At 43.1% G+C, this 26,499-nt stretch carries 33 protein-coding genes and 1 tRNA gene; 5 read left to right on the plus strand and 29 right to left on the minus strand.

All coding sequences use genetic code 11. From position 1 onward, the window contains the following. Positions 1–16: 16 nt before the first annotated feature. Entirely contained in the window at positions 17–1,054 is a 1,038-nt protein-coding gene (locus CPZ25_RS06735) for a 2-hydroxyacid dehydrogenase (protein WP_096919967.1), read from the plus strand. Positions 1,055–1,165: 111 nt separating this feature from the next. Continuing rightward, positions 1,166–2,890: a SpoIIE family protein phosphatase gene (locus CPZ25_RS06740; protein ID WP_096919966.1), complete on the plus strand. Its 1,725-nt coding sequence runs from the start codon at positions 1,166–1,168 to the stop codon at positions 2,888–2,890. Between the two features lie 32 nt (positions 2,891–2,922). Here CPZ25_RS06740 and CPZ25_RS06745 read toward each other — a convergent pair whose 3' ends face one another. The 9 genes from CPZ25_RS06745 to CPZ25_RS06785 form a co-directional block, all read right to left on the minus strand. Continuing rightward, positions 2,923–4,884 carry an FUSC family protein gene (locus CPZ25_RS06745; protein WP_096919965.1) on the minus strand — a complete coding sequence of 654 codons (1,962 nt, stop codon included), beginning with the start codon at positions 4,882–4,884 and terminating at the stop codon, positions 2,923–2,925. A 148-nt stretch (positions 4,885–5,032) separates the two neighbouring features. Next, the gene (locus tag CPZ25_RS06750; RefSeq protein ID WP_058693925.1) at positions 5,033–5,314 is read right to left on the minus strand and encodes a metal-sensing transcriptional repressor; all 282 of its coding nucleotides are present in this window, start codon (positions 5,312–5,314) and stop codon (positions 5,033–5,035) included. 38 nt (positions 5,315–5,352) lie between these two features. After that, positions 5,353–6,681, minus strand: coding sequence for an MATE family efflux transporter (locus CPZ25_RS06755; RefSeq protein WP_096919964.1), 1,329 nt, complete (start codon positions 6,679–6,681; stop codon positions 5,353–5,355). A 102-nt stretch (positions 6,682–6,783) separates the two neighbouring features. Further along, positions 6,784–7,569 carry a bifunctional hydroxymethylpyrimidine kinase/phosphomethylpyrimidine kinase gene (thiD, locus tag CPZ25_RS06760; RefSeq protein ID WP_074617233.1) on the minus strand — a complete coding sequence of 262 codons (786 nt, stop codon included), beginning with the start codon at positions 7,567–7,569 and terminating at the stop codon, positions 6,784–6,786. Next, a complete protein-coding gene (gene thiE, locus CPZ25_RS06765) occupies positions 7,562–8,215 on the minus strand; it encodes a thiamine phosphate synthase (protein WP_096919963.1) in 654 nt (217 codons plus the stop codon). Before thiE ends, thiD begins: the two co-directional genes overlap by 8 nt. A gap of 98 nt (positions 8,216–8,313) precedes the next feature. Continuing rightward, positions 8,314–9,159, minus strand: coding sequence for a hydroxyethylthiazole kinase (gene thiM / locus CPZ25_RS06770; protein WP_096919962.1), 846 nt, complete (start codon positions 9,157–9,159; stop codon positions 8,314–8,316). Between the two features lie 73 nt (positions 9,160–9,232). Further along, complete coding sequence (gene thiC, locus CPZ25_RS06775; RefSeq protein ID WP_096919961.1) at positions 9,233–10,567, minus strand: phosphomethylpyrimidine synthase ThiC; 1,335 nt, start codon at positions 10,565–10,567, stop codon at positions 9,233–9,235. A 217-nt stretch (positions 10,568–10,784) separates the two neighbouring features. Continuing rightward, a complete protein-coding gene (locus tag CPZ25_RS06780) occupies positions 10,785–11,399 on the minus strand; it encodes a manganese efflux pump (protein WP_074617230.1) in 615 nt (204 codons plus the stop codon). A gap of 369 nt (positions 11,400–11,768) precedes the next feature. After that, a complete protein-coding gene (locus CPZ25_RS06785) occupies positions 11,769–12,623 on the minus strand; it encodes a DUF2238 domain-containing protein (RefSeq protein WP_096919960.1) in 855 nt (284 codons plus the stop codon). Between the two features lie 131 nt (positions 12,624–12,754). Here CPZ25_RS06785 and CPZ25_RS06790 point away from each other — a divergent pair, with 131 nt between their 5' ends. Next, positions 12,755–13,324 carry an Ig-like domain-containing domain gene (locus tag CPZ25_RS06790; protein ID WP_058693917.1) on the plus strand — a complete coding sequence of 190 codons (570 nt, stop codon included), beginning with the start codon at positions 12,755–12,757 and terminating at the stop codon, positions 13,322–13,324. Between the two features lie 38 nt (positions 13,325–13,362). On the opposite strand, the gene CPZ25_RS06795 is transcribed toward CPZ25_RS06790, so the two are convergent. From CPZ25_RS06795 to CPZ25_RS06805, 3 genes are all read right to left on the minus strand, one after another. Beyond that, positions 13,363–14,097 carry a gamma-glutamyl-gamma-aminobutyrate hydrolase family protein gene (locus CPZ25_RS06795; protein WP_074617228.1) on the minus strand — a complete coding sequence of 245 codons (735 nt, stop codon included), beginning with the start codon at positions 14,095–14,097 and terminating at the stop codon, positions 13,363–13,365. Between the two features lie 112 nt (positions 14,098–14,209). Further along, positions 14,210–14,617 (minus strand): hypothetical protein, encoded by a 408-nt coding sequence (locus CPZ25_RS06800; RefSeq protein WP_058693916.1) that lies wholly within the window; start codon positions 14,615–14,617, stop codon positions 14,210–14,212. A 53-nt stretch (positions 14,618–14,670) separates the two neighbouring features. Further along, entirely contained in the window at positions 14,671–14,937 is a 267-nt protein-coding gene (locus CPZ25_RS06805) for a hypothetical protein (RefSeq protein ID WP_058693915.1), read from the minus strand. 782 nt (positions 14,938–15,719) lie between these two features. On the opposite strand from CPZ25_RS06805, the gene CPZ25_RS06810 reads away from it, so the two are divergent. Beyond that, positions 15,720–15,795 (plus strand) — tRNA-Thr (locus CPZ25_RS06810). A 369-nt stretch (positions 15,796–16,164) separates the two neighbouring features. Here the strand turns inward: CPZ25_RS06810 and CPZ25_RS06815 are convergent. The 9 genes from CPZ25_RS06815 to dinB form a co-directional block, all read right to left on the minus strand. Further along, positions 16,165–17,169 carry a site-specific integrase gene (locus CPZ25_RS06815; RefSeq protein WP_096919959.1) on the minus strand — a complete coding sequence of 335 codons (1,005 nt, stop codon included), beginning with the start codon at positions 17,167–17,169 and terminating at the stop codon, positions 16,165–16,167. A gap of 107 nt (positions 17,170–17,276) precedes the next feature. Further along, positions 17,277–17,489: a hypothetical protein gene (locus CPZ25_RS06820; RefSeq protein WP_096919958.1), complete on the minus strand. Its 213-nt coding sequence runs from the start codon at positions 17,487–17,489 to the stop codon at positions 17,277–17,279. After that, positions 17,489–17,887, minus strand: a complete 399-nt coding sequence (locus CPZ25_RS06825) for a hypothetical protein (protein WP_096919957.1) — start codon at positions 17,885–17,887, stop codon at positions 17,489–17,491. Before CPZ25_RS06825 ends, CPZ25_RS06820 begins: the two co-directional genes overlap by 1 nt. 108 nt (positions 17,888–17,995) lie before the next feature. After that, positions 17,996–18,193 carry a helix-turn-helix domain-containing protein gene (locus CPZ25_RS06830; protein ID WP_167495184.1) on the minus strand — a complete coding sequence of 66 codons (198 nt, stop codon included), beginning with the start codon at positions 18,191–18,193 and terminating at the stop codon, positions 17,996–17,998. Between the two features lie 34 nt (positions 18,194–18,227). Next, positions 18,228–18,896, minus strand: a complete 669-nt coding sequence (locus tag CPZ25_RS06835) for an AP2 domain-containing protein (protein WP_096919955.1) — start codon at positions 18,894–18,896, stop codon at positions 18,228–18,230. A gap of 18 nt (positions 18,897–18,914) precedes the next feature. Continuing rightward, positions 18,915–19,280, minus strand: coding sequence for a hypothetical protein (locus tag CPZ25_RS06840; protein WP_096919954.1), 366 nt, complete (start codon positions 19,278–19,280; stop codon positions 18,915–18,917). Between the two features lie 104 nt (positions 19,281–19,384). Continuing rightward, positions 19,385–19,543: a hypothetical protein gene (locus CPZ25_RS20395; RefSeq protein WP_167495185.1), complete on the minus strand. Its 159-nt coding sequence runs from the start codon at positions 19,541–19,543 to the stop codon at positions 19,385–19,387. Positions 19,544–19,558: 15 nt separating this feature from the next. Beyond that, positions 19,559–19,804 carry a hypothetical protein gene (locus CPZ25_RS06845; protein WP_096919953.1) on the minus strand — a complete coding sequence of 82 codons (246 nt, stop codon included), beginning with the start codon at positions 19,802–19,804 and terminating at the stop codon, positions 19,559–19,561. A 13-nt stretch (positions 19,805–19,817) separates the two neighbouring features. Continuing rightward, positions 19,818–21,086 (minus strand): DNA polymerase IV, encoded by a 1,269-nt coding sequence (gene dinB, locus CPZ25_RS06850; RefSeq protein ID WP_096919952.1) that lies wholly within the window; start codon positions 21,084–21,086, stop codon positions 19,818–19,820. A 169-nt stretch (positions 21,087–21,255) separates the two neighbouring features. Here dinB and CPZ25_RS06855 point away from each other — a divergent pair, with 169 nt between their 5' ends. Beyond that, positions 21,256–21,834, plus strand: coding sequence for an SOS response-associated peptidase (locus CPZ25_RS06855; protein ID WP_096919951.1), 579 nt, complete (start codon positions 21,256–21,258; stop codon positions 21,832–21,834). 215 nt (positions 21,835–22,049) lie between these two features. On the opposite strand, the gene CPZ25_RS06860 is transcribed toward CPZ25_RS06855, so the two are convergent. From CPZ25_RS06860 to CPZ25_RS20645, 8 genes are all read right to left on the minus strand, one after another. Then, positions 22,050–22,238, minus strand: coding sequence for a hypothetical protein (locus tag CPZ25_RS06860; RefSeq protein WP_096919950.1), 189 nt, complete (start codon positions 22,236–22,238; stop codon positions 22,050–22,052). Positions 22,239–22,285: 47 nt separating this feature from the next. Then, entirely contained in the window at positions 22,286–23,176 is an 891-nt protein-coding gene (locus tag CPZ25_RS06865; RefSeq protein WP_096919949.1) for an SDH family Clp fold serine proteinase, read from the minus strand. Between the two features lie 240 nt (positions 23,177–23,416). After that, positions 23,417–24,013 carry a D-Ala-D-Ala carboxypeptidase family metallohydrolase gene (locus CPZ25_RS06870; protein WP_096920722.1) on the minus strand — a complete coding sequence of 199 codons (597 nt, stop codon included), beginning with the start codon at positions 24,011–24,013 and terminating at the stop codon, positions 23,417–23,419. Further along, positions 24,014–24,346, minus strand: a complete 333-nt coding sequence (locus CPZ25_RS06875; protein WP_096920721.1) for a phage holin — start codon at positions 24,344–24,346, stop codon at positions 24,014–24,016. It abuts the gene before it with no gap. Next, a complete protein-coding gene (locus tag CPZ25_RS06880; protein ID WP_096920720.1) occupies positions 24,346–24,741 on the minus strand; it encodes a hypothetical protein in 396 nt (131 codons plus the stop codon). Before CPZ25_RS06880 ends, CPZ25_RS06875 begins: the two co-directional genes overlap by 1 nt. A gap of 14 nt (positions 24,742–24,755) precedes the next feature. After that, the gene (locus CPZ25_RS06885) at positions 24,756–25,952 is read right to left on the minus strand and encodes a hypothetical protein (protein ID WP_096920719.1); all 1,197 of its coding nucleotides are present in this window, start codon (positions 25,950–25,952) and stop codon (positions 24,756–24,758) included. Between the two features lie 10 nt (positions 25,953–25,962). Then, entirely contained in the window at positions 25,963–26,307 is a 345-nt protein-coding gene (locus CPZ25_RS06890; protein ID WP_096920718.1) for a hypothetical protein, read from the minus strand. Positions 26,308–26,327: 20 nt separating this feature from the next. Next, a complete protein-coding gene (locus CPZ25_RS20645; RefSeq protein WP_341473493.1) occupies positions 26,328–26,459 on the minus strand; it encodes a CD1375 family protein in 132 nt (43 codons plus the stop codon). Between the last annotated feature and the right edge of the window lie 40 nt (positions 26,460–26,499).

Genomic DNA, 26,499 nt, shown 5'->3' on the forward strand with positions numbered 1-26,499 from the left:
GAAAGAAGGCACTTAAATGAAAATTGCTTTTTATGATACAAGACCCTATGACAAACTCTGGTTCGATCCCCTTTTGAAGGAAGCGGGCCACGAACCACGCTATATTGAAAACCGGCTGGATATTCACACGCTGGAATATGCCCAAGGCGCTGACGCGATCTGTGTCTTTGTCAATGACAAGGTTACAAAGGAAATTATGGACCGGCTGTCAGAAATGAACATACACCTTATTCTTCTGCGCAGCGCCGGCTATAATAACGTCGACATGAAAGAGGCCTATGAAAAACGTATCCGTATTCTCAGGGTACCGGCCTATTCTCCGGCTGCCGTTGCAGAATACGCGGCCTCACTGCTCCTTGCCGTTAACCGTAAAACCCATAAGGCTTACGCCCGAACACGTGACTTTAACTTTAATATTGACGGCTTAACGGGCATGGATCTTTATGGCAAGACATCCGGTGTCATTGGTACCGGGCGCATCGGGCAGATGATGATTGATATTTTAAAGGGTTTTCACATGAACGTCATTGCCTACGATGTCTTTCCTAATCCAAAACTGGACATCCAGTATGTACCGCTGAAAAAGCTGATGGAAAAATCAGATATTATCTCACTCCACTGTCCGCTGACGGAGGAGACACGCCATATCATCAACGACCAGACCATTGGCATGATGAAGGACGGCGTCATCTTAATCAACACCTCACGCGGGGCACTGATTGATACTCAAGCCCTGATTAAGGGAATCAACTCTCATAAAATCGGCGGAGTTGGCATGGACGTCTACGAAGAAGAGGACAGTTACTTTTTTGAAGACTGGTCTAATAAAATCATGGACGACCGTGATCTCGCAAGGATCATTACCTTCCCCAATGTCTTACTGACCAGCCATCAGGCCTTTTTAACGACAGAGGCCTTGCATCAGATTGCGGCTACTACGCTTGAAAACATAAAAGCTTATAAAGATGATGTGTACACCCCCAACGAGATCTGTTACCAGTGTGAAGAAAAAGGGGATTGCCATCGACGGGAAAACCATCAAAAATGTTTCTAAGCCGACTGATTAAACAAGCCCGAGGGACAGTTAATCCTATTGTTCCTCGGCTTGTTGCGTTTTAGATAATCTATGTTATAATGGGTGCAACCTTCATCAAGGAGATTCTATATGGACAACACAAACAGGGATCTATCCATCCCTTTTAAAATAATGATTGCCCTGATTATGGCCTTTGTCTACGCGGCGCTGAACATTCTTCTGGCAGATTTCAGCCTGGTCGAGGTGCCTTATGTATCCATCCGGCCCCAGCTTATCCTTCCACTACTTTCAGGGTATCTTCTGGGGCCTTTTTATGGTTTTACTGTTGGCTTTCTCGGCAACGCCATGAGCGATATGGTCACTGGCTACGGCATCGAATTTTTGCTAAACTGGAGCGTCGCCAATGGCCTGTACGGTTTAATCATGGGTTTTTTCCCTAAAAACGAGGACAAAATCCGGACCAACCGATCCTTTACTATCTTTTTTTTATATATTCTGCTGGTCAACATTGTCCCCGCTGCCTATGCGCTGTTAACGCGCGTCGTGGAGCCTGGAGTCGACGCCCTGCAAAAATTCGTTGGACTTGGACTGCCCATCGTCGTCTCAAATACCCTTGTCTGTACGCTGCTTTTCCCAATAGTTCTGATGTTTTTAAAAAAGATTGAGCTGAACTTTGAGATCAAAATCACCCTCTTAGTCTATTATTTCTCCCTGATCTCTGTCATGGCAGTTTTTGCAGCGACCATTGGTATCCTGTACAGCATGAACCTGCTCAATACCGACAACCAGACCTTTGCCCTGATTATTTATGATTTGTCCATTATTCCGCTGGTCGCCATTAACCTGATCGGTTTTGGCATTTCCAACGCCATCAGTCAGAAACTTTTAAACCCTTTGCTGATCATGACAGAGGATATAAAACAACTAGATGGGAAAAGCTGGGATAAAAAGCTGGATATTCACACAGGTGATGAACTGGAATTTCTTGCCACTGCGTTCAACGAAATGATTGATAAGATCAATGATACCATGCGCAAGCTCTGGGATAATGTCGCGGAAAAAGAGCGGCTGGCAGCTGAGAAGGAGAGAACATCTACCGAATTAAACATCGCTCAGCAGATTCAAACAGCCATGCTGCCCGACCCGTTTCCAACTTTCCCAGACCGGACAGAATTCAGCATCAGCGGCCGCATGACTCCGGCCAAGGAAATCGGCGGCGATTTTTATGATTTCTTTTTAATGGATGACGACAAGCTGGTTTTTATCATCGCAGATGTGTCCGGCAAGGGCGTCCCTGCGGCTCTTTTCATGATGAGCTCAAAAGAGCATATTATCGACCAGGTATTAACAGGATTAGATGTTGATGAAATCTTCACCAGAGCCAACCATCATTTATATAAAAATACCGCCGAAGGGGTTTTTCTGACCACCTTCCTCGGTATATTAAACCTGAAGACAGGTATTCTGTCCTTTGTCAACGCAGGCCATAATCCTCCGCTTTTAAGGCGGCGGAATGAAAAGTTCGAACCTCTTGCTATGGATTCGGGTTTTGTCATGTCTATTCTTCCAGATGTGCACTACAAGCGCCAGACACTTAAGCTCAATCCCGGTGACACCCTCTTTTTATACACGGACGGCGTCACCGAAGCTGTGGATAAAAACGGTGCCTTTTTTCAGGAATACCGTTTAAAAAAAGCACTGAATGGGCTTCCTCATTATGATGATCACTCTTCAGAATATATTCTCCATCAGATTCGCGATTTTCTGTCCGATTTCACACAGGACGCTGAGCAGCATGATGACATTACCATGCTCTGCCTCAAATTCCGCCATCCGATGGTCTGTCAAAACTAATAAAACCGGATGCTGTGAAGCATCCGGTTTTATTAAAAACTACTGACATTTCTTTCGACAAAAGCCAGAAAAGCCTTGGCTTCTGCCTGTCCAGCACTCAGCAGACGCATGATGTAGCTTGCGTTTGTCTTTACAATGATCTTTTCCGGTTCCTGGTCAGCGGCATCCTTCTTTTTCAGACACTGCTGTATTTTTTCAAACCAGATTCCCAACCGCTCAACTGCTTTTTTGACAAACCGTTCTTCCTCCGCTTCAACCCCTTGCAGCGTAATCAGATAGTACACATCGATCAAGGTAGTCATCAGCTGACGGTTTTCCGCTAAAAAGCCCTCCACAAATTGCCCGCACGAGCCAAAGGCCGACGCGTGATAATTCATTTCAATCTGATCACTGATAAGATAGGATTTAAGGATAAGCTCTCGAACGATGTCTTGGTGCGGCGCTCCTCCCAAAAGCTCCTCTGTGTATTTAACCACCGCCCGGTCCAGCAGCACAAGACGCTCCATATCTATTTTAAACTGATCGTAGTACCGCATGGGCAGTATAAATTTACTGGCCAGTATGGACACAATAACTGCGCCTATGGTAAAAAGCAGACGCAATTCCAAAGCGTAGGTAGACTGCATGGACAGCGTTGTCAGCGAAAGAGCAAAGCAGGTCGCAAAGACAACAAGTGTTGAATAATCATCGGCCGCGTAAATGCAAAAGGCGGCAATGACTGCCAAAACCATATGCTCAGGGTACGTGGTAAAGATTGAAAAGAGGAAAAAGGCCGCTATCAGTCCAATGACTGTTCCCTTTATCCGGTCCAGACTTTTGCTTACACTCTCATCATAAAAAGGACGCGTGAGCAAATAGGCGGCCAGCGGCAGCCAGTAGCCATGTGTTACTGGCAAGAGCCTGGACACCAAAAACGTAAAAGTCAAAACCAGTGACAGCCTGACCCCAAAGCGAAATTTAAAGGAATCCCTTGAAAGATGAGCATAAATACGCCATAGCATTCTCGATTTTCTTGGCACCACCCATTCCCTGTAAACACCCTTTCCAGCTGTTTTCGAAATTCCCTCCAAAGCGTTGATTAAAAGATTAATATCCAGCAGCATGCTGTCATTAATATCCGTCTGGTCCATAAAACAGTTGTCAGAAAAACTGATCAGCTCCTGAATGACTTCACTGTATTCGCGGCTGTCAAAAACCCTGTTCAAATGTTTCAGAACCTCTATGAAATTTTCAAGATAAACCTTATTGGCAGCAGTCATCAGTTCCGGGTTCCTGAAGAATGTCAGTATCAGGTTTTCCATGCGCTGAAAAATCATTACAAGCCGAAAATAGCACGCACCTTCTATGGTGGTAAAATAACGAAGCCGTCTCGATTTATAAATCCGGTTGCACAGATTCTGATTAATCTTTAAAAGCGCGCGTTGGGCTTCCCTCGCTTCTTCAGGATTGTTTTGAACCAAAGCTGAAAAGGACTCAGTGATTTTAACAAAAGCATTTTTGGAAATATCATGAACAGCTGGTACTGGTTTGAAATGCTTCCATATCTTCAAACCAATATAAATCAGAATAAAAGAATAAACCAGCGCCAGAAGACGCATGGGAATATCGGTAAACTGAATCGGGATCAGCTGCATAAAAACAAAGCTCATCCCAAACGGAAAATAGCTGCCTGGCGTATACTCATCCGTCATAAAATAAACAAGTAAAAACGGAACCGCTAAATTGATAATGAGTGTCATTGCAAGGTTAAGCCCTGCCGCAAAAGCACAAAAGGCCAGAAGAACGTTAACACTCAAGGCTTTCAGAATATGCCACTCCACCCCGTCCTCGTTGCGTGTTCTGAGAAAAAGAACTGTTACCGGTGACGCCAGCATAGCGTTGGCCGCACCGAAAAAAAACTGATTTGAAAAGAAAATGGACAAAAGGATCAGCGCCGGCGGAAATGCTTTGATGAAATGCTCTTTAATTTTCAGGGCTTTTATAGACTCTCGCATACTGCTTCCACCTCTTTATCCCCTGTTTTTTAACTCTGACATGAAAAACGAAGACCCACTCTCCGGCAGAATGCCTGTGTCCGTAAACCAAAAGAACACTATAGAAGGTCTTCATTTTTTAGAATATCATAAAATTCTTTAAATATTATTATTTTATAAACTTATCAATCGCGTCATTTAATTCTTCCAGAACTTCCAGATTGTTTTCCTCAACAGCATCGACGACACAGTGGCTGATATGATCCTTTAAAATTAACTTACCTATATTGTTGATAGCGGATTTCACCGCAGAGACCTGTATCAGAATTTCACTGCAGTCTCTTCCTTCCTCCACCATCCTTTTTACGGATTCCATATGGCCAATGGCGCGGGACATCCGGTTAAGCACCGCCCTACGGTTTTCATGCTCATGTTCATGCTTAGCTGCCATTTTATTTTTCTCCTGTTCACCTTGTTCTTTTACTTGTATTATATAGCAACCATCTGCCATTTACCACCATTAAAACGCCGAAGCAGTAAAAAACCACGCACGGAGATATCAATAATATAAGCAGTCCACACACCTACCAGGCCAAAGCCGCAGATAATGCCAAGAAAATAACCGACACAGACCCTTATTCCCCAGATGCCAAACAGCGTCAAAAACATGGGATACCGCGTATCGCCAGCTCCCTGAAGCGCACTCTCAATGACTTGGGTGAGGGCACTGCAGGGCTGAAAAAGCGCGATCATCCGCAGAACTGTTACCGTAAGCGCCTGAACCTCTGGCGTTGAACTGAAAGCTGCCGCAAAAAACGGTGCAAAAATAAAAATCACGATCCCCATCGACACCATAAAGATGGTTGAGAGTGTATTGGACATCAACGCCATCCGGCGTGCCTTCTCTGGATTGTTTTCTCCTAAGCCAATGCCGACCAGCGTTGCCGCCGCCACACCAAACCCCATGGAAGGGATATAGGTATAGTTTTCAATGGTCCCTGCAATATTGTGGGCCACATAGGCTTCTCCGCCGATAGACAAAATCATGGCGCCATACACCAACTGGCCGGCACGCATGATAAGCTTTTCTCCACCAGCGGGGACGCCAATGCGCAAAATCGACCGGATCATCTCCATATCAATACCCCACCCCTTAATCGGCAGCCTTAAAAAACCGTTTCCTCTTGCCAGCCGAGCAAGCAGCAGGCCGACGCCAAAAACACGCGACAGTGTGGTTGCAAGCGCCAGTCCCATGATACCAAACCCAAGCTTTATAAAAAAAACATTTAAAAGAATGTTCAGTACATTGGCTATCCCTGTAGCGGCCATTGGCGTAATATTATCCTTTGTAGCCCTCAAACAGCTGGATAAAACCAATGAAAGACATAAGAACACAATGGGAACGACCACGACCATGTAATAGGGTATGGCATAAACCAAAATGCCTTCACCGGCACCGGAAATCTCAAGAATCGGCCTGTAAAGCAGTAAATTCAGCACTCCGACACTGAGACCGATAAAAAGACTGAGCAAAACAGATTGCTGAAGCGCCCTGTTACCCTTTTCCGTATCACTACGGCCAACATATCTGCCGATAACAGCCAGTGTGCCAACACTGACTGCTGTAAAAAACGCAATAAAGATGTTGACAATCAGGTTCGTTACGCCAACTGCCGCAATGGCTTCGTCTGAAATCTGCCCTGCAAAAAGGGTATCAACTGTTCCCAAAAAAGTCTGTAATATTGTCTCCGCCATTACCGGCAACGCTAATACACCAATGACCTTCAGGTCATTTCTGTTCATTTTCAAATGAAACATGATGCACCTCCACAACCCCCTCCAGGGGTTATTTCCAGTGTAACACCTTTTTCAAGTTTTTACAAGCAAATTAAGAAAACCCCCAGAGGGGGTTAGACAAAATTAATTCTTCAATTGATACAAATGATTCAGGGGTCCGTTTCCTTTTCCAAGGTCAAGGCCATCTACGATTGCGCCATGCACATAGGCTTTTGCATTCTTAACAGCATCCATCATCGTGGCACCCTGTGCCAGACTTGCGGCAATCGCAGAGGACAGCGTACAGCCTGTGCCATGAGTATTGGGATTATCGACCTTTTCTTCTGGAAGCCAGTAACCAAAGCCTTCATAATAAAACAAATCATCTGCCCGATCCTCCAAATGTCCGCCTTTTATCAATATTGCCCCTTTATAATAACCTGCAATATCACGGGCAGCGCGGATCATATCGTTTTTGGTTTGAATGGGAATACCTGACAAAATTTCAGCTTCCGAAATATTCGGAGTGATCAAATCCGCCAGCGGCATCAGTTCATTAATTAAAACCGACTGGGCGGCCCTGTCAAAAAGTGCGTCACCGCTCGTAGAAACCATAACCGGGTCCAACACAATATTTGAGGGCGTATATTCCTTCAGCTTTTTGGAAATAGCATGGATAATCGCTTCAGACGAGACCATACCTATTTTTACCGCATCTGGCACAATATCCGTAAAGACTGCATCCATCTGGGCTTCTACCATTTTTTCAGAGATATCTTCCACACCGAATACGCCTGTCGTATTTTGTGCTGTTATGGCTGTAATAACACTCATACCATAAACACCATAAGCCGTAAAAGTTTTGATATCTGCCTGTATACCTGCGCCTCCGCTGCAATCGGAGCCTGCAATTGTCAATGCCTTAATCATTTGATTTCACCATCTTTTCAGATAATTTTCGAATTTTCTGTGCCGCCGCCCGCGTATCCGGCTGGGCAAACACAGCTGAAATAACCGCAACGCCATCAACCTTTGAGCCAGAAAGCTCCAACAGATTTTCTTCATTGATGCCACCAATAGCAACCACAGGGATTTTCACACTGCTGCAAATGCTCTTAAGCGTCTCGAAAGAAACCTCCTTCGCATCTGTTTTCGTAGAAGTTGAGAAAACAGCTCCTACACCAAGATAATCTGCGCCGTCCTTCTCTGCGGCCAAAGCCTGTTCAAGGGTTTGCGCAGACACACCCAGAATTTTATTCGGACCAATCTTTCTGCGGGCCTCCGCCACAGCACCATCGCTTTGACCAATGTGCACACCGTCCGCATCCACTTCCAAAGCGATGTCCACGTCATCATTGATCACATAAGGGATACCTGCCGCCTCCGCCAGTCCCTTCAGGCTCCGGGCTTCGCCGACAAAATCTTGGCGTGCCATATCCTTTTCCCTGATCTGAAGAAAGGTCGCGCCGCCTTCTATCGCAGCACAAACCTCTTCCTCAAGGGTACTTTCTCCAAGCCAGGAACGGTCTGTAACGATATAGAGCAGCATGTCTTCTTTTTTCACATTGTTTTTCATAATTCTCCTAATTTGACAGTCAAATTTCAGCTTTCACTTTTCCTGTTTATTTTATACCCGATTGAAATATTTTATAACATTATTTTAGCTTTTTCACCTCATGGAATCAAGGTAATTTTTGCGTAGGTTTCAATGGTATTTCCTGTCATAGTGCTGATATTATCAATGATTAAGGTTCTCAGGCTTCCTGTGCCCAGCTGATTATTTGTGACCTGGCGTGAAGCCAGCTCACCGGCAATTCCCATGCTGGCTACCGCGCAGACAGCCGCTTCCAAGGCCTTTTCCGGATTGGCCGCCACATAGGCTGCTGTCATGGCGCTGAGCATACAGCCAGTACCGGTAATTTTAGACATATCGCAATGTCCGTTTTTAACCACATAGGCTTTTTTGGCATCTGCGATGAGATCTATGGCTCCTGTAATTGCAATGACCGCGCCTGTTCTTTCGGCCAGTTCTTTAGCCAGAGCGATGGTGGCGTCCAGTGTCTCAGCCGTCACGGCATCTTTAACGTCGGCGTCAACGCCTTTTGTTGTACCCGCTCCGGCATAGACTGTTTTAATCTCAGAAATATTGCCCCGGATAACAGAAAACTTCACTTCCTTCAACAGCCGGTGGGTTGTTTCTGTTCTGAGCTTTGAAGCGCCTGCCCCCACGGGGTCCAGTACCACAGGATGCCCCAGTTCATTGGCTTTTTTTCCAGCCGCGATCATCGATTCGACAGTCCGGCTGTTCAGTGTTCCGATATTGAGTACCAGCGCGCTGCAAATCGTGGTAATCTCCTCTACCTCTTTAATATCATCCGCCATGATCGGGGAAGCCCCCATCGCCAAAAGAATATTCGCGCAGTCGTTGACGGTGACATAGTTGGTGATGTTATGAACCAGTTGTGGTTTTCTCTGAGTATTTTCAAAAATATTGACAAAATTTTCGTTTAATCGGATCATCTTTTCTCCTCTAAAAATAAAGCGCAGGTGAAAGCCGGCCTTTTAAGCCGAACCAATCACCTGCGCGCGCTGTTTATTTATCGGAAGGGCACTTCACTGTGTCTTCCATAATATCCACATGCTCGCCGTTTAAGACCTTGTTCATATTTCTCACTGAACACATCTTCCCGCACATGGTACAGGTATCCTGGTTCTCTGGCGTTGATTCTGCGCGGTAACGTTTTGCCTTTTCAGGATCAATGGCCAGGTCAAACATTTTATCCCAGTCAAGCTCGCGTCTTGCAACGCCCATCTGATAATCCCAGTCGGCTGCTCCCGGCAGTCCCTTAGCAATATCCGCTGCATGAGCCGCAATTTTTGACGCGATGATACCTTCTTTAACGTCATCGACGTCTGGCAGTCTCAAATGCTCAGCCGGCGTGACATAACACAGAAAGGATGCCCCATAGGTAGCTGCGATGGCGCCGCCAATGGCCGAAGTAATGTGGTCATAGCCTGGCGCGATGTCTGTTACCAGTGGTCCCAGTACATAAAAAGGTGCGCCTTTACAGATTGTCTGCTGAATTTCCATATTGGCCTGAATCTGGTTAAGCGGCATATGTCCAGGTCCTTCAACAATAATCTGGACATTCTTATCCCATGCGCGCTGTGTCAGCTCTCCAAGGGTTACCAGCTCAGAAATCTGCGAAATATCACCGGCGTCTGCAATACAGCCAGGTCTACAGGCATCGCCAAGACTGATGGTAACATCATGTTCCTGGCAGATTTCCAAAATCTCATCATAAAACTCAAAGAACGGATTTTCATTGCCGGTCATTTCCATCCAGGCAAAAATCAGTGAACCTCCGCGGGATACGATGTTCATCAGGCGGCCGTTATTCTTAAAACGGTCCGCGGTTGAACGGTTGATTCCGCAATGCAGCGTCAAAAAATCAACGCCGTCCTCTGCATGCATCCGCACAACATCAATCCATTCCTGAGGGGTAATTTCCTGAAGCGGCTTGTTGTAATACACGACGGCGTCATAGATCGGCACAGTGCCGAGCATGGCCGGACAGCTCTCTGTCAGCTTGCGTCTAAACTTACGTGTATCCCCAAAGGAACTCAGGTCCATAATGGCTTCTGCCCCCATGTCGACAGCACTTCTTACCTTTTCCATTTCCACATCCAAATTCAGACAGTCTCTGGATGTCCCAAGATTGACGTTAATTTTTGTCTTTAATGCACTGCCGACCCCATAGGGCGTCAGACAGCGGTGGTTCTTGTTGGCCGGTATAGCTACCTGTCCCTTTGCCACCAAGCCCATTAAAGTGTCTAAGGGCATGTTTTCATATTCCGCGACACGCTTCATTGCTTCTGTTTCAATGCCACGGCGTGCGGCATCCATTTGAGTTGTGTACAGCTCCATATTTTCTCCTTAACTTTTTCAGTTTTTCAACAAAAAAAGCGCACCCACGGGTACGCTGCTTGGCTCAACTTGTCCTCCCTACGACGGCGTTACACCGCATCAGGTAAAACGGGTTTAGGATTCAATCCAATCTCAGCAAAAGCTCCCCGGGCATCAACTCATTTGTCTTTCTTATTCTATCCTAAGTGCACCAAAATAACAAGAAGTTTATTCATATTTACCAGAACATTTCAATTAAACCTAAGATAACCAATAACACACCGGAGACAGCCGGCGCGTAATCCCCTAAAAGCGGACCAACTACGCGTCCTCCAAGTCGTGAACCCAACCATAAAGCGATAAGGCTTATCATAAAAGTACACACTGCTGTCAAGACGATATTGACACCGGTAATACTGGCCGCTATCCCTGTTCCTAAATTGTTAAAGGTCAGTCCAAGTGCCACGGTCACAATTTCACGGTATCGAATATGGGACTTATCACGAACCGATGCGTCCATCTTTTCTGCCATTTCATCCGTGCTTTTCATAGCATAGCTGCCTGACTTTTTCTCCTTTAAAAGCTTGATGATTCCCTGTATGACAAAATAAATCCCCAACAGTATAATAATCCCGGCACCCAACTCATTTCCTATACGATCTGGCAAATATCCGGACAGCCATTTGCCAAAGAGCATAGCGATGACCGTTCCTGTTGTCGTAATAACAGCGACAGTCAGATTCGAGACTGCGTCAAGATGAATTTTTTTAATCCCAAAGGCCAGACCAACTACAATGTTGTCAAGATTGGACGAAAGGCTGAATAATAAAGCAGATACAACTAAAACAAGCATTTTATCATGCTCCTTATTTATTTTATATATTCTTTCTATATTATACCCTTTCTATTCGTGTGAATTATCGCTATCCTCCGGTAAATTTTATCAAAAAACAAAGATACCTGGCACCCCCTTGTACCAGGCATCTAACTCCCCTTCATTTTCCCCATTAAGAAAACGTTCATCCAGATATCATTTCCGAAGATGGTATCCCCCTTGATTCCACCTTATATCCTGCGTTTCAAAAACGTTTTCATTAACTGTAAACAATAATACCATTTTCATCAATAATTGTCAAGTTATTTTATTAACAAATTAGTTCTAAGAAACGTCCAAATTCAATTAAACAGAGGGAGACGCCGCCTTTCGCAGCGCCTCTCTGTTCTACTCTTTAGCGTTATTCTCAGAGTCACTCAAATTCTCAGACGCTTCTGTTTCCGCATTTTCTTCCAACTGTTTCTTCTTGAGCTTTGGCATAAAACGCTTTACGAAGGTCCCCTTTCCACGGCCCTTGATATAAAACAAACCAAAGATCGAAAAGACAACAGCGCCGATAAAATTAACGAATAAATCGGACATCGTGTCCACCAGCCCAATATCGATGTAGCCACCATAATTCCAGGTCTGTCCATTGACAACAATGCTTTCGATTGGGATGGTTACCGCAACATTTTTTCCTTCAGGATTAAAGATCACGGAGCTGATACTGTGAATAATCGTATCTTTTTGCATATCGGTTTGGAAAAACCAATCGGCTCCAAATTCAAAAAACTCCCAGAGCACGCCAATGGTCATTGAAAAGCAGAATGCAAAAACGGCTACAAAAACCGGTGAAAGACTCATGCTGAAATTTTCATTCTGGTTTAAAATATCAATCAATGAAAAGCCAATAGCTGCCATTAAAAAACCGTTTATAGTGTGCAGCATCGCATCCCAATGGTCAAAAATCAGATAATATTCCTGAATCTCACCTAAAATTTCCGCTGAAAAAATAAATAATATAATAATAATTTCAAGAGTTGTCGGCATTTCAATGTGAAGCTGCTTATCCACAAAGCTGGGAATCATAAATAAAATTAATGTCAGCACGCATAGAAAAACATTGTTCCAATTTTGATTCCAGATTTGGGCAATCATAACCGCAACGACTAAAACACGAAGCAGTATATACAAAAAAAACTTGCCACGGCTTTTTTTGGTTGGCTCACTTGCATTTTTTTCTCTCTTTTCTTTTTTCAAAAACTGGCTCCCTTCTAAAATTTTTATCGCTTTTCTGAACCATTATAACACAGACATGGGAAAATCGTTTTTTATTTAAGAATTTTGGGTAATTGTTATTGTATCTTATGTAAAATCAAGGAGCCGTAATAATGAAAAATAAATATTTAAAAACAAGCCTTACTGCAATTCTCTCCATCCTGCTAATGAGCAGTTTCAATCCGATTCTGGCCGAAACGCCGGCCGGAGACCCTGCTCTTAATGAGGGGGCGGTTGGCAGTCCCCTAACGCTGACCTCCAGCGTCCCACAGGATGGCGCCACAGATGTACAACCTTTCACAGAAATTTCTGTATCCTTCAATCAGAATGTGGTCAACACAGCCGTAAGAGAAACAAATGAGAACGCCGTAACCCTTTGGAGTGAAGGCAAACAGGTAGATGCAGACATTGTCTTATCCGATGATCTGATTGATCCCGAGGATTGGGGAACGATTCGAATCAATCCAAAGGATAATTTAAAAAACAATCAGGAATATATCATAAAGGTCGGTACCTCTCTGACCTCAACAACTGGAGAGCACTTGCAAACGCCTGTGGAAATTCATTTTACCACGGTAAAATCTGCCGCTTCCATTACCGGGACTTCGGTTGCAGTGGTTGCAGCCATTGTCATCATCGCCGTCGTCATCATTGGTATTCTCTACAAAAGACACAACCGGTAACTTAAAAAGACGCATCCGGTATCGGATACGTCTTTTTATTATGCCTGTTTTCTCGCCGCCTTCACAAAGGCTTTAAATAAATCACGCTCGTATGCGCGCTTAGGCCACAGGAACTCGGGATGCCACTGAATTGCCAGACCATAAGTCATATCTGGTATCTCAACGGCTTCCACCAGCCCATCTTTTGCACGCGCTGTCGCCTCCAGCTGCGGAGAAAGCTCTGCGATTCCCTGATGGTGCATGCTGTTGACGCGAATTGTTTTTTCACCAATAATTTCAAACAGCTTACTGCCTTCTTTAATCTCAATATCGTGCACTGGAAAAACAAATTCTGTTTTCTGGGCATGCTGTATAGGTTCCATGTCCTTTTTCTGTGCTACTAAATCCTGATAGAGTGTGCCGCCCAGAGCCACATTAAAAAACTGAAGGCCGCGGCAAACACCAAAGAGGGCTTTGTCCTGTTTTCGAACCTCATCAAACAAAATCGCCTCCATATAATCCCGTTCTGGCGAAACCTCATTGCAGTATTCGGTCATTTCCTGATTGTAAAGTGTTGGATCCACATCCTGTCCGCCGGTAAACAAAAAACCGTCAAACTCATTTACAAGCGCGCGGATATCCGCTTCGTCCTCTAAAAGCGGCAACACAAAGGGCATCCCTGAGGCCTCCAAAATACCATTTAAATATCCCGGAAAAATCCAGATACTGTTCCATTTGCTTGCCTGTTTTGTATCATAAAGGGGTAGTACCCCTATTTTAGGTTTTTTTTCCATTCTGTTTTCCTCCAAACAAAATATAAAAAAAGTATTTCCTCAAGCTTTCGCCATTGAAATACTTTAAAATAATATTACCCCAAAATCTTTAAAATAACAAGCCTTTTCTTTATCAGTCAATCCCAAAATCCGCCATGCGTTTGTCCAACTCAGCCAGAGCCTCATCGTCCAGGTCGTAACGATCCAGCAGATTTAAAAGATCCTCGCATTTTTCACGGATGGCGTCTGCGGTGGCGTCGTTCGCTTCTGCCCTGAAAACCTCGCTGTCCTCTTTTAGAAGATCCACAAGAGTCAGTACCTTTTTAGGCTCGACCTCTCCAAAGTTTCCAAGCAGATCAAAAACGGTTTCCGATGGCAGACTGAGAATCATATCAAGCGACATGCCCAGAAGGCTTTGATACTGGTCATTGGCCAATGAGTGGCACTCTGCATATTCTTTTTTTGACCGCTTGAAAATTATTTCACTGACCGCCCGGCACATAGCTCCAATCATTTCCATCAAATAGTCATTTTTCAGCATCGTTTTCTCCTGTCTGTTTATACCTGAAAAAATCCCGGCGAACCGGGACCTTTTTATTCGGTTGTTGTATCCTCTACTACCTGGACCTCGCCGTTTTCCATATCAACAGTTATACTGACAAACTGCGTTTCATTCTTTTCGTCGCCTGTTGTCAAAACCTCATCGGCGTTTACATCATCCATTTTCCAAGTGATTTTAAAAATATTTCCTATCGTTTCAGAGCTGGAAGTCATATTCTTCGTATTCTGACGAAGGAACTCCTGTCCTATATGCTCTATAAACTTTCTTGTCGCAATTTTCTCTGCTGCGTAAGCATCCATCCTTTTTCCACCTCATTCTATATCATTCAATACATTTATAGACTTATTTTACCACTTTAGCCGCTCTTTATCAATAAAAAGACGGGAATCTCTCCGGAAATATTTATCCAGAACCACCTCAAATACGTTGCAGGGAATTAAAATTATTGACTTCAATCCTTTTATGACTTTACTGGTTTTATAAACAATGATTTTTTGATTTATTCACTTGACTTGCTCCACTCATTTCGCTATACTATGTTTCGATTCTAGTTCAATGGATCTCGCTGTTCAATAACTGAGAGGTCTAGCCGACCTTCACTTGATATAGCTTTTGTTCAAGGCATAAAACTACATTCAAGTGAAGCGCCGTTTTCTCTGAGCCATCTTCTGGACTTTTCTCTTTGCTCAACGTCTGCGTCTCTTATCTGCAAGACCGCTTTATGTACACTTTCTCAAAAGACATTATCATTATCTGGAATAAATAGCCCAAATTTTATACAATAAACCTTAATTCGGTTCAAATCCAAAGACAGAAGCGCGTCGTTTCTTTCCTTTTCTGAGTGTTCAAGCAACTGTAAGTAATTCATTTTTTAAACCCCTTTTCCATTTTTTCACTTTATATCTTAAGCATATACCCAGGCATTGCCGCTGGATTCATTTTTTTTTAAAAGCAGCTCAGATATTGAAAATAAAGGATTGCCAAAACAGCTCCATTGTGTTATCATATGAGAGCTGAAATCTTAAGCTGAAGTGGCACAGATGGTAGCGCAATTGATTCGTAATCAATTTTGCTTTTTTATGCTGGGATGGCACAGATGGTAGCGCAGCTGATTCGTAATCAGCAGGCCGGGGGTTCGAGTCCCCCTCTCAGCTCCATTTTAAGCAGTTTCTGACCGATCTTGAATAGTCGGTCGTTTTTTTATTTTTTGAAAATCTTTTTATTTGAATATTTCTTTCACAGTGTTGTCTTGCTTATTCTTGGTCGTTTATAAGTTTTTTTGTCCTACTTTTTGTCCTACTTTTTTCTTGCAAAATAAAAAGAGAATCCATTTAACGGACTCTCTTTTTTTAAACTTCATCTGCGTTTTTATGCTCCACTGGATAAAAACCATTTAAATACTTCAAAAAGTTAATCTTCAACATGCTAACAAATTAATTTGTTTACACTTAAATACATCCATCATGTTAAGCTTAAAAAATTTGCATTTAATTATATATCTATCTTACAACCTTTAATGCTTTATTTCAAGAAATTTTTATAAATTTTTCATCAAGAATTGAGTTCGTGGCTTCGGCCATTTTTGTTGTTCGGTGCAAATAAATATTTAAGGTGGTTTCTGTGCTTGCGTGTCCCAGGCGGTTAGAAATATCCACAATGCTCGCTTTGTTTTCTAAAAGCTGTGTCGCGTAAGTATGGCGCAGCATATGGAAGGTAAACCGGAAGCCAACACGCTTTGCAACCCTCGCGCAGTTTGTGGCCAGGCAGACCGGATGCGTAAAAAAGCCATCGGGTTTAGCACACACAAAACGGACGTTAGATTCCTTCTGGCTGCAAGCTACAATATAACCATCATCGCAGATTCTGTAAAAGCGATACCCCTTTTTCTTTTCGGCTTTTTCCTGTTGCCGTTTAAGATTCTTTAAAAACTGATAAAGTCCTTCGTGCATTGGCAGCTCCCGGATTGATGTTTTTGTTTTTGGCGGGCTGATCCGCCAGTTTGTTTTATCCAGAGAGGTCAGGCCATGCTCAATATAGAGTGTCCTTTTTTCAAAGTCTACACGATCCCAGGTCAGCGCGCATACCTCACCAGCGCGCATTCCCGTCAGGTATGCCAACCGGATCGGGACCCCACAGGCTCTTTTTTCCGTATCCTTCAAAACCTTTAAGACCTCCTCGTCGCACAAACCCGTGACACGGGAGGACTCGGCTGTTTTCGGGACAAAGACCTTATCGCAGGGATTTTCCACAAGCAAGTCCAGCGTGTCTGTCGCAATGTTTAAACTGTGCCGGATAATTTTCAAGGTGGCAATAATGGTCCATTTTTTAAGAGGCAGCAAGCTGTTAATAAATGCCTGGATATTCGCGGCGCTCAACTCATTAAGCTTGTGGCTGCCAAGCGCCGGATTAATGCGCTTTGTGATGGTATACTGATAGCTTTTAGTGGTAGTATCCCGGTTGTTTGGAACGGAATAATTATCCATCCAGAATTTAAGATAATCCTGGTAATACATATCGTTGCTTAAAATCATTTTTTTCTCCTTATTTTCTAAGGATGTGTTATAATTAGCTCATAACACATCCTTTGGGTGGTTGTTATGCTTTGGCGCTTCTCTGGTGGTTCGGGGTAGCGCCTTTTTTATACAAACTGTACGGGGAAACCCCAGGTGCCGAAGACATCTTCATAAATAAGACTTTTTCCACTTTTATAATTAACCTCCAGACAATTTTTAGTGCAAGTTTTAAAAAATGTTAATTCGATAATCCCTTTTCGGGGAATGTAGTCCAGCCAGTCATCATCTTTGGTCATGTACTCACAAGTACATTGATTAAATACGTCCCATTTTTTCATTATTTTGCCCCTTTTCCATAACGGACATAGGAATCTTTTAAAAATTTTTTGTCAAAATCATAAAAGCTTCTTTTTTTGTTTTGGTATGCGCTACGTTCGCTGTACTCAATGTAAGCGCGGTTGAAGCCGTAGCGTCTCCAGATTTTGAACTCTACGGTACAAACATCATCGCAGTAGTAGTCTGCGAAGGCTTTGGCAACTTTGTTGATCTGTGCCTTTTCTTTATCGGTGGCATCCCCTTTAATTTTAATGGTAATCTGTTTGCCATCTTTGGTTTCCAGTAGGTAAGTAACACACAAGCCAAACTGTGCCTGGTAGTCGATGTTTTTTTCTTCGTTTTCTTCAATAATTTCCTTTGTCATTTTGTGGGCTTCTTCAAATAAATTTTTCTTTGTCATTTTGTATCTCCTTTGTTTATTTTATACTTATATTATAGTACATATACGTACTATTGTCAAGCTTTATTTATGATATTTAAGAATAAAAAAAGACACCATTAAGATGTCTTAAAAAAACCAGTCATCAACCTTTGCATGAGGAAATGCTTTTTTGAAAGCAACCAACATTTCATATGTCGGCTTTCTACTGCCTTTCTCAACAAAAGAAATAACCCGTTGTGTACATTTGTAACCATGCTCGGTTAATATCTCAGCTAACGCTTTCTGAGTCAAATTATTTTCTTTTCTAAATTCTTCGATTTTCATTTTCTCTCCATATTTTCTGTCATTTTTGTGATGATCAACTTTTCTCTTTTTGGTGTTCCTCCTCATACCATTTCAAAAAATCACCGTAAAGTTCTTCTTCTGCCTGCTTTCTCACTTTTTTAGCCTTGTCAATATTATCAAAATATCCTAAATGGTACATTTTTCCCTTAAACTGTATGCGTGTTTGCCATTTTCCAATACGACTATGCCACGTTACGCCCTTTACACCTGATGTACTATTTTGAGCAACTTTATTCGACTTTATTTTCCCAATCTGTGTACCTTCAACAAACATTTCAGAATAATTTGGCTTATGCTCACGGAAAAGTTCATCGTGGTAGCAGCCACAGCTTGACGTTGTTCCATCTCTTAAAGCGTCTCCACGTACAACGGTAAAATTTCCACAATCACACTCGCACTTATAGTAATAACCCCGGCCTTTTTCAAGGCGATCTATTCCCTTTACCCTAAGTCTGCCGAAACGAGTACCTTCCGGGATTATTTTCTTGCGTGATTCCTCCTGAAGGCAACCACAACTGTTTACACTCCATCCAAGAGTATCTCCGGTAACATCCACAATTTTTCCACAGTCACATCTACATTTAAATAGTGATCTAGTTTGGCCACTTTTAACAACACTAGGTAATTTTTCTATTATCGTTAGTCTGCCGTACTTTTCACCAACTTTTTTTCTGTGAGCCATTTTTCCTCCCAGGTATGTTTAGTCCTCCCAATTTCTCCAGTGTTCCGTTGTGTATGGATAAATACTTTCTCTCTTAGTAATTTTATAGAGATAATCCGCTATCTCACGATTCTTTAAAATTTCTTCTGCGGTCATGTTTTTTTCTAGTCCTAAGTCACAGATTACCAACCTACACTCTTTCCCTTGCGTATCGCCAGTATCGGCCGCAAATTTTAAGACTAACAAATTGCGGTTATTGAGCGGAAAACCCGTTGTTGCTTCTGCCTTGTCCGCATATACCACACCATCCACTTTAATGTCGACGATCATCGAACAAAAACTTGTAAATTCATGTATATTTATCTCGACATCTCTTCCCTTGTTATTTCTGAAAAAAGTTACCATTGCTTTTCTCTCCACTTCATTTAACTTATATATACATTATAGTACATATGCGTACTATTGTAAAGTGTTTTTAAGATAAAAAAAGACACGCATTTTTGCATGTCTCATCCTAACAAGTTAACTTTCTTTTTAAACTCCCGTACAACTTCCTCAATGGTCATTCCTTGGAGTCGATCCTGTGTCTGCTGAATAATGCCATTCACAACCCCGCCCTTGTAGAATACATCCAAGTAATAGCCTTTATACTCTTGTGCGATTTTCATCCTTCTTTCCCCCTTTCAATTTACTCGCTTTTCCACGAACCAGCATGGTTTTTCATAGTACACGTAAGATATGGCGTTTCCAATACGCACCTGAAAGCGTATCCCTTGGCCGCCTGCTTTGAGTGATGCAGCCTGCCGCACCTCGATAACCTCGTCAACCTTAAAATAACGGTTGTCCTCCCAGCCAATATACATGGGCACAATGCTGCCATTTTCTCTGATCTTTGCGATGACCTCGACGTATTTCTTTTCATACTGCATTTATCTTCTCCCCCTAGAAATAGCCTACCGGATGAATCACGTTGTCCCGTTTCGGGTCTAATTCGGACATTGTATCTCCCAGTGTAATAGCCCGGCGGACGATGTTATTCCCGAAGCGGCTCCGAAGCTTGTCGATGGTACTGTCAAGGCGCTCCTGCCGGATACGCTGTTCTTCGCTGCCGAATAGATCCAGCTGTACCGGTGTGGCGGCGCCGATCAGGTCGCACGCCCGGACGCCCAATGACCGAATGGCGGACTGGTCGGAAAAGTTATAATTGGCTTTAAACAGCTTAATGGCGGCTTCGGCCATCTCTCGGGTAATATCAGTGGGCTTATCCAGTTTAAGCTGTCTGGTGAAGCTCTGCAGGTTTTTATCCCGCACTGAAATGGCAAAGGTTTTGCATTTAAACCCAGCTTCTCTGGTGCGCATTGCTACAGATTCTGTAAGCATATATAATACCAATTTCACCTCATTTTCGCAAACCAAATCCCGCGGTGTGGTGATACTGTTTCCGATACTTTTAATCACTCTATCGTTGTCATTGTGCTGCGGATCAAAAAGCTTGACCTCGCTGATGTCGTGTCCGTTGGCAAATGTCCAGAGCACTTCTCCGATTTTTCCAAACCAGAGACGCAGCTCTGTAACGGGGACTTCTGCCAACCGCCCGACTGTATCAATGCCCCGTTTCCGCAGCTTTCTTTCTGTGGCCCGGCCGACATAGAGCAGATCGCCCACGGGCTTTTCCCAGACGATTTTTTTGTAATTCTCCCGGGTAATGTTGGTGACAGCGTCTGGCTTTTTATAGTCGCTGCCAAACTTGGCAAAAATCTTGTTCCATGAAACGCCAATGGAAACTGTAATCCCGAGCTCTTCTCGAATGCGTTTCCGGATTTCCTGGGCGATTTCCTCGCCGCTTCCGAACAAATGCACACTTCCGGTCACGTCGAGCCAGGCTTCATCGAGTCCAAAGGGCTCCACTTTGTCTGTATAAGAGTAGTAGATCGCCCTTGCCATCTTGGAGAACTTGGAATAGAGCGGATAATCGGGTTGAATGACAACCAGGCCGGGACATTTCTGCTTGGCCTCCCAGATGGCCTCAGCGGTCTTGACTCCGTGCTGTTTCGCCAGTTGGTTTTTGGCGAGAATAATCCCGTGGCGGTTCTCTGGATCACCCGCTACTGCCAATGGCAGGCCTGCGAGTTCTGGATGGTGCAGCGCTTCGACACTCGCATAAAAGCTGTTGCAGTCGCTGTGCAGGATAACTCTATCTTTTCTTTCCATTTTACTTCCCTTTCAAGAAAAGTTATTTCTCTTACATTTTACAAACATTCGTTCAAAAAGTCGAACGTTTATTTGCTTTATAGTTTCTTACACCATGTGGGAGTTTGATTTTAAGAAAACCTTATGGGCATATAGGTAGAAAAACAAAGTATGAAAAGGAGTGTCTAAAATGTGCGGACGATATGTTTTATATAGTGATAAGGAACAAGCGGAAATACGAGAAATAATCGAAGAAGTAAACCGTAAGCATAACTTAGCGGTCAAGAAGGGCGATATTTACCCCTCCAACATGGCGCCGATCTATGCGCCGACACCGGATCAAAATGGAAAGAGTTTGGAAGTAATGAAGTGGGGTTATGAAGTTTCTTTTAGAAAAGGGCTGCTGATTAATGCCCGTTCAGAAACTATTCTCGAAAAGAAAACCTTCAAAAAAGACTTTCTGGAACGGCGCTGCATTGTGCCGGCCATCGGGTTTTACGAGTGGGACAAGGAAAAGAACAAATATATTTTTCAAGCTGAGGACGATGAGGCTCTTTATATTGGCGGGGTGTTCCGGCAGCATGAAAACGAGTCGGAATATGTTATTCTGACCAAGGCACCCGTTGAACCTGTTGTGGCCATCCACGACCGGATGCCAGTGATTATACCCCATTCTAAAGCTGAGGAATGGTTGTATGATGCGAATGCTGCTATGGGGATGGTGACGCAGGATTATGTGCCTTTAGATTGCCAGATTGCAGAAAAATAAGCCGCGTTTTCCGCTTTCTGCACTCTATCATTCAAAAAACAAAAAACTCCCGATCCGAAGACCGAGAGCTCTAAAAAAGGAAAAGTTAATGGGGAGAGTAATTTGTATTTTAAAAAGTAAGAGGTATGTGTGTTCGAGATTAATTATACCCAGGTAATAATATTTTAAACATGAAAAAATAAAAAATCCCCTCGCCTCGGCAAGGGGATCTACGCTCATTTGTTAAATGTGACAACCGTATTATTCCAACTTCCGTTTAGCTTATTACCAAATGACGAAAAATTAGAATTCAATTCATTATTCAATGTTCCCAAATTAATCGTATTTCTTATCGTCCTATTTGTATTTTCGATACCAAGAACGCGATACAATTTCTCCACTTCACCGTTTTTACTGTTTCTCATGTTTTCCTCCTAGAATCTTTCGTTAAATCGTTATATTTATCTTGCCATTAAGCATGGTTAATAACAGCTTTATCGTTTTGTGACTCTATTATTTTTACCACATCAGAGCTTCCAATTGATAGCATGTATGCGTGATGTACACTTAAAACAGCATCTTGCAATTGACTATCGTCTTCTAAAGCGGTTACCTTAAGGCCAATTTTTTTACAAAATTCCATATTAAAATGCCGGCCATGCAATTTTGAATCGACATGCTCATTTAATTTACCTACTATCGTTGCAATCGTTTTTCTATCTTCGGGTTTTTCTTGATCAAACATACAAGAGCCCAACCAATCTTCCACTAATTTGCTCGATAATTCAATTGCATCAATGGCAGTTTTCAAAAAAGCCGCTGGATACTGTTGTAATTTAATAGCCCAATACTGAGTGTTTTGGGGATTTTCAGCAAGATCTTCTTTCGCTTCCTCAAACTCCATTTGGATATTATAAGCGGGGATTCCATTGAATTGGGGATCAATAGGGCCTAAGCTTGACTGCTTTCCCATAATAATTTCTTTTGCCGCACAAGCCATCATAGTCCCAGCAGACATAGCTAATTGAGGTACAATAACTCTTATATCCGAATTAAATTTACTTCTTAAATAACTAATAATTGCTTCTGCCGCAGCTGGTGATCCCCCAGGTGTATGTAATATAAGATCCAACCCCTTTGAACAATCCATACCTTTTAAAGAATTCATAAATCCTGTCATATCTAGATCATTAATATCTAGATTTCCGATATTACTATTTCCCCTTGATAGAAACGCAGAATAATACGCTATAGTGTTTCTCCCAGTATACCTTGACAAAAGTTTAAGATATTTCCGACGAATATAGTCACTTTGCGACATTGTTTCGTTTAATTCTCTCAAAATATCATCCCAACCTGCCATTACATACCTCCTACGGTTACTGTGCTATTAATTATATAACACTCCATAGAAGATTGCTACAGTAAAATATGAATTTTTATTGATACATACCCACATTCCAAAGATTATAACAAAACAGCCGCCCCAAAGGACGGCCAGAATACACGAGATTTACACGAGAAAATTAAAAGAATCGGCTATTCAAAGCCATTTTATCGCGAGATTTGCACGAGAAACCGCTTATAACTTGCGTAATACTACTTAAAAACTGGGGCCGTCATATTGCAGATGGACATACCCATCCCCAACGTATCCCCATGTAAAACCGCATTCCAAACCAATTTGTAGCAGTGTCTCATAATCCACGGCTCCCATAGCATTACAATCGAACGCCCGGCCTGCCATGTGCTTGCTCTCGCTGCTGCTGCCGGACAGCCAGTCATTATAGGTTCTACAACGTACGCCACTGGTCACCTGGATCGGCCCAATGCGGTCTCGTGTAGCTTGTAAGCAGTTGAGCGCTGTCAGGTTGATCATATCCGGCCAGTTCATACAGTCATCATCGTGTGGTGCGTTTGGGTCATCGGATACGGCGATGCCACACCCAAGCTCGCTTGAATTGAAATTTGCGGTCAACTGAATACCATTTGTCAAAATTTCTTTGGCTTTACGCTGGCATTGTTCACCCCAAATCGTGTCCTGATCCAGTCCATAATCGCCCTGAAAGCTGGCAATCGCCTTTCTGGAATAGCTATCTGATCCTTTATCTCCAAGTTCCCCATCAATACCTGATGGGCCTAAATCTTTACCGATTGCAGCTAAAAACTGCTGAATTGCTATATCACTCCATAATGTCATTTATTTGTCCTCCTTTGTTGTTACTCGACTTAATATTTCAGCCAGATCGTCATTACTGAGCGTTCTGGCAATTACTTCTTTTGCGCTTTCGTCAATGCTGCGCTTTTCCTGCGACACCTGGCTGTCTGTGGTCTTTGGCGTGGTTGGATCGACCACAATCCCCAGGAGCACAAAAAGCCCAAGAATCGCAGAAAGAATCTCGTTTAAGCCTGGAATATCAAATTCCAGCCCCAACCATTTACAAACATATTGCGCCACCAGAATAATAAAGGCGATGACCGCCATCCAAAATTCTTTGCTTTGCAGCCGTACCTTCCAATTAATTTTGTCCATCAATCCTTACCTCCATTCTGAAATAGAATCCGTACACTCTCATACAGATCATGGGCAAAGCTGTTGCCGCCCAATTCCCGGTATGATTCATACAAGCCCGTCAAAACTTCAAACTGCCGGGGCGCTATCTCCCCAGCTTCTAAATATTTTTCACATAAAAAAACGACCCGATCACGTAAGGTCGCCATACTGGCACGCTCCAAGGCCGCTAATTGCGCTCTCATCTCTGCAATCTGCTTGTCCTGTAGGTTTTCGGGGTCTTGAACATGTTTCTTAAACAGACCTCTGAGCCAGCTTCCTACAGGCGTACAGACCAATACAAAGACCGCAGCAATTGTCGTGATCGCTGCGGCCCATTCCTTTAAATTTAATAGATACTCTGGTGGTGGCATCATTCCCATTCCTCTTTCTACTCAAAAAACGCATAGGGCGCGATTTCAAAATGTGTATGTTTTTGATCTACTCGGTACATACTTTGATATCTTGGTGGTGCCACGTATATAGCAATGATATCTCCAACGTTACAATAATCATACCCACTTGGGTTACCAGAGCAAATATGATTCGGATTAATCGTTGATGTATGTACATAGTTTTCTCCGATTGTAAAATCCGTGTTGCGTTTAACAATACGCATATGATAAGTCCCTTCAAGCCCTGGAGAATCCGATATAAAAACATTCGCCGAAAAATCATAGTATCCTTTGCGTGTGATTCTTACACTACCATCGCTTTGAAGCTCGGCATAATCTGTTTTTGTCACAAAACCATCCCTTGCTGTGTTAAACGGAAGGGTTCCAATAACACTGTTATCTACAGTATGACCCCGCACAATATCCCCAGCCATTTTTACACCAAAAAGTTTATTGCTATTGTCTCTATAGATGTCCGCCACATTCGGCTTTACATAAATATTTTTCCACGTACCAACCTGATTCTCACTCGCAATTTCATACTCCTTCAACTGGTTATTGTTTCCAGTATCCAGCCATAAAGCGCCATCAACGACCGTGCTAGGCGGTGTTGTTGATTGAATATAAAACTGCCGCCATCCTGCGCCCTGCTGCGTGTTAAACCAATTATCAAAGCTCTTTTGGATCATTTTGAAATAAGAGTCAAATTCGGAACAGTCCCGCATTCTTACCGCTCCACACACGGTTGTATTGACACGTTCATCAGTTACTGTCGTTGAGCCACCGGGCTTTACCGTGACTCGGGCAAGGGACAGTTCATAACGGCGTGTGTCCCGTTGCAAAGCAGGTGCCACAGGGGCGCTGCTGGCGGTCCCTTTCTTGATTTCAATACCCGTCTTTTTGCCTACAAAATCTGCGTAGAGCACCACCCGGTCAATTCGGTTATAAGTACTGTCTGCTGTTACTGTTAAAGCGGTTGCTGTACTTTTATAAAACCATGCCGGACCGCTCAGATGGGCAATCCCTGGGGCAACCGAAATTCTCCCGTTTGAAGGTGATGTAACGGCAAAACACAGATTACCCGCATCGTCCACCTTTATTCCAGGACGAATGGTCGCTTCATGAACCGCTGCAATCTCTTCTTCGCCGTATTCATCACTTCCATTCCAGAAAAATGAATTTTTTACTGCCATAAATGCCTCCTTATTCTGCCGAACCTTCCTCCGGTATTTCCTCCAACATAAAATCCAGAATATCAAACAGAATCGGCTCATAATCCTGATCAAAAAGCAGCTCTGGAGAAACTTTCGCAATCGCAACCTCAGACTCTGCTTCTAAAAGCTCATTCGTAGTGTCTTTCCATTCTTGCGAGTCTTTTTCTGCCTCGATGCCATTCAGTTCTTCAAGATAATCCCGATACTCCGCAAGGAGCTTCTTTTTATTTTGTTTGATCGTAAAGCCAACGCGGCCAGGCAGTTTAAGCCCAGCTTTATTGAGGTTCTCAAAATTGTCAATCGCGGCGATGATTTCTTTGTTTTTCAGTTTCATTGTTTTTATCCTTTACTTTTTTATTTCTCGTTGATTAATTCTTCCAGTTCTAAATCTTTCAAAACTTGACGCACCTGATCTTTAATCCGATCCGGTACCTGTGAAAAGTTCTTTTTACCATTCACAATCAAAGTGGCGTAAATAATGGCCATATCCTTTCCCTCCTTTCCTGCTAGTTTTGTTAAAATCCAA

Source organism: Eubacterium maltosivorans (assembly GCF_002441855.2).
GTDB lineage: Bacteria > Bacillota > Clostridia > Eubacteriales > Eubacteriaceae > Eubacterium > Eubacterium maltosivorans.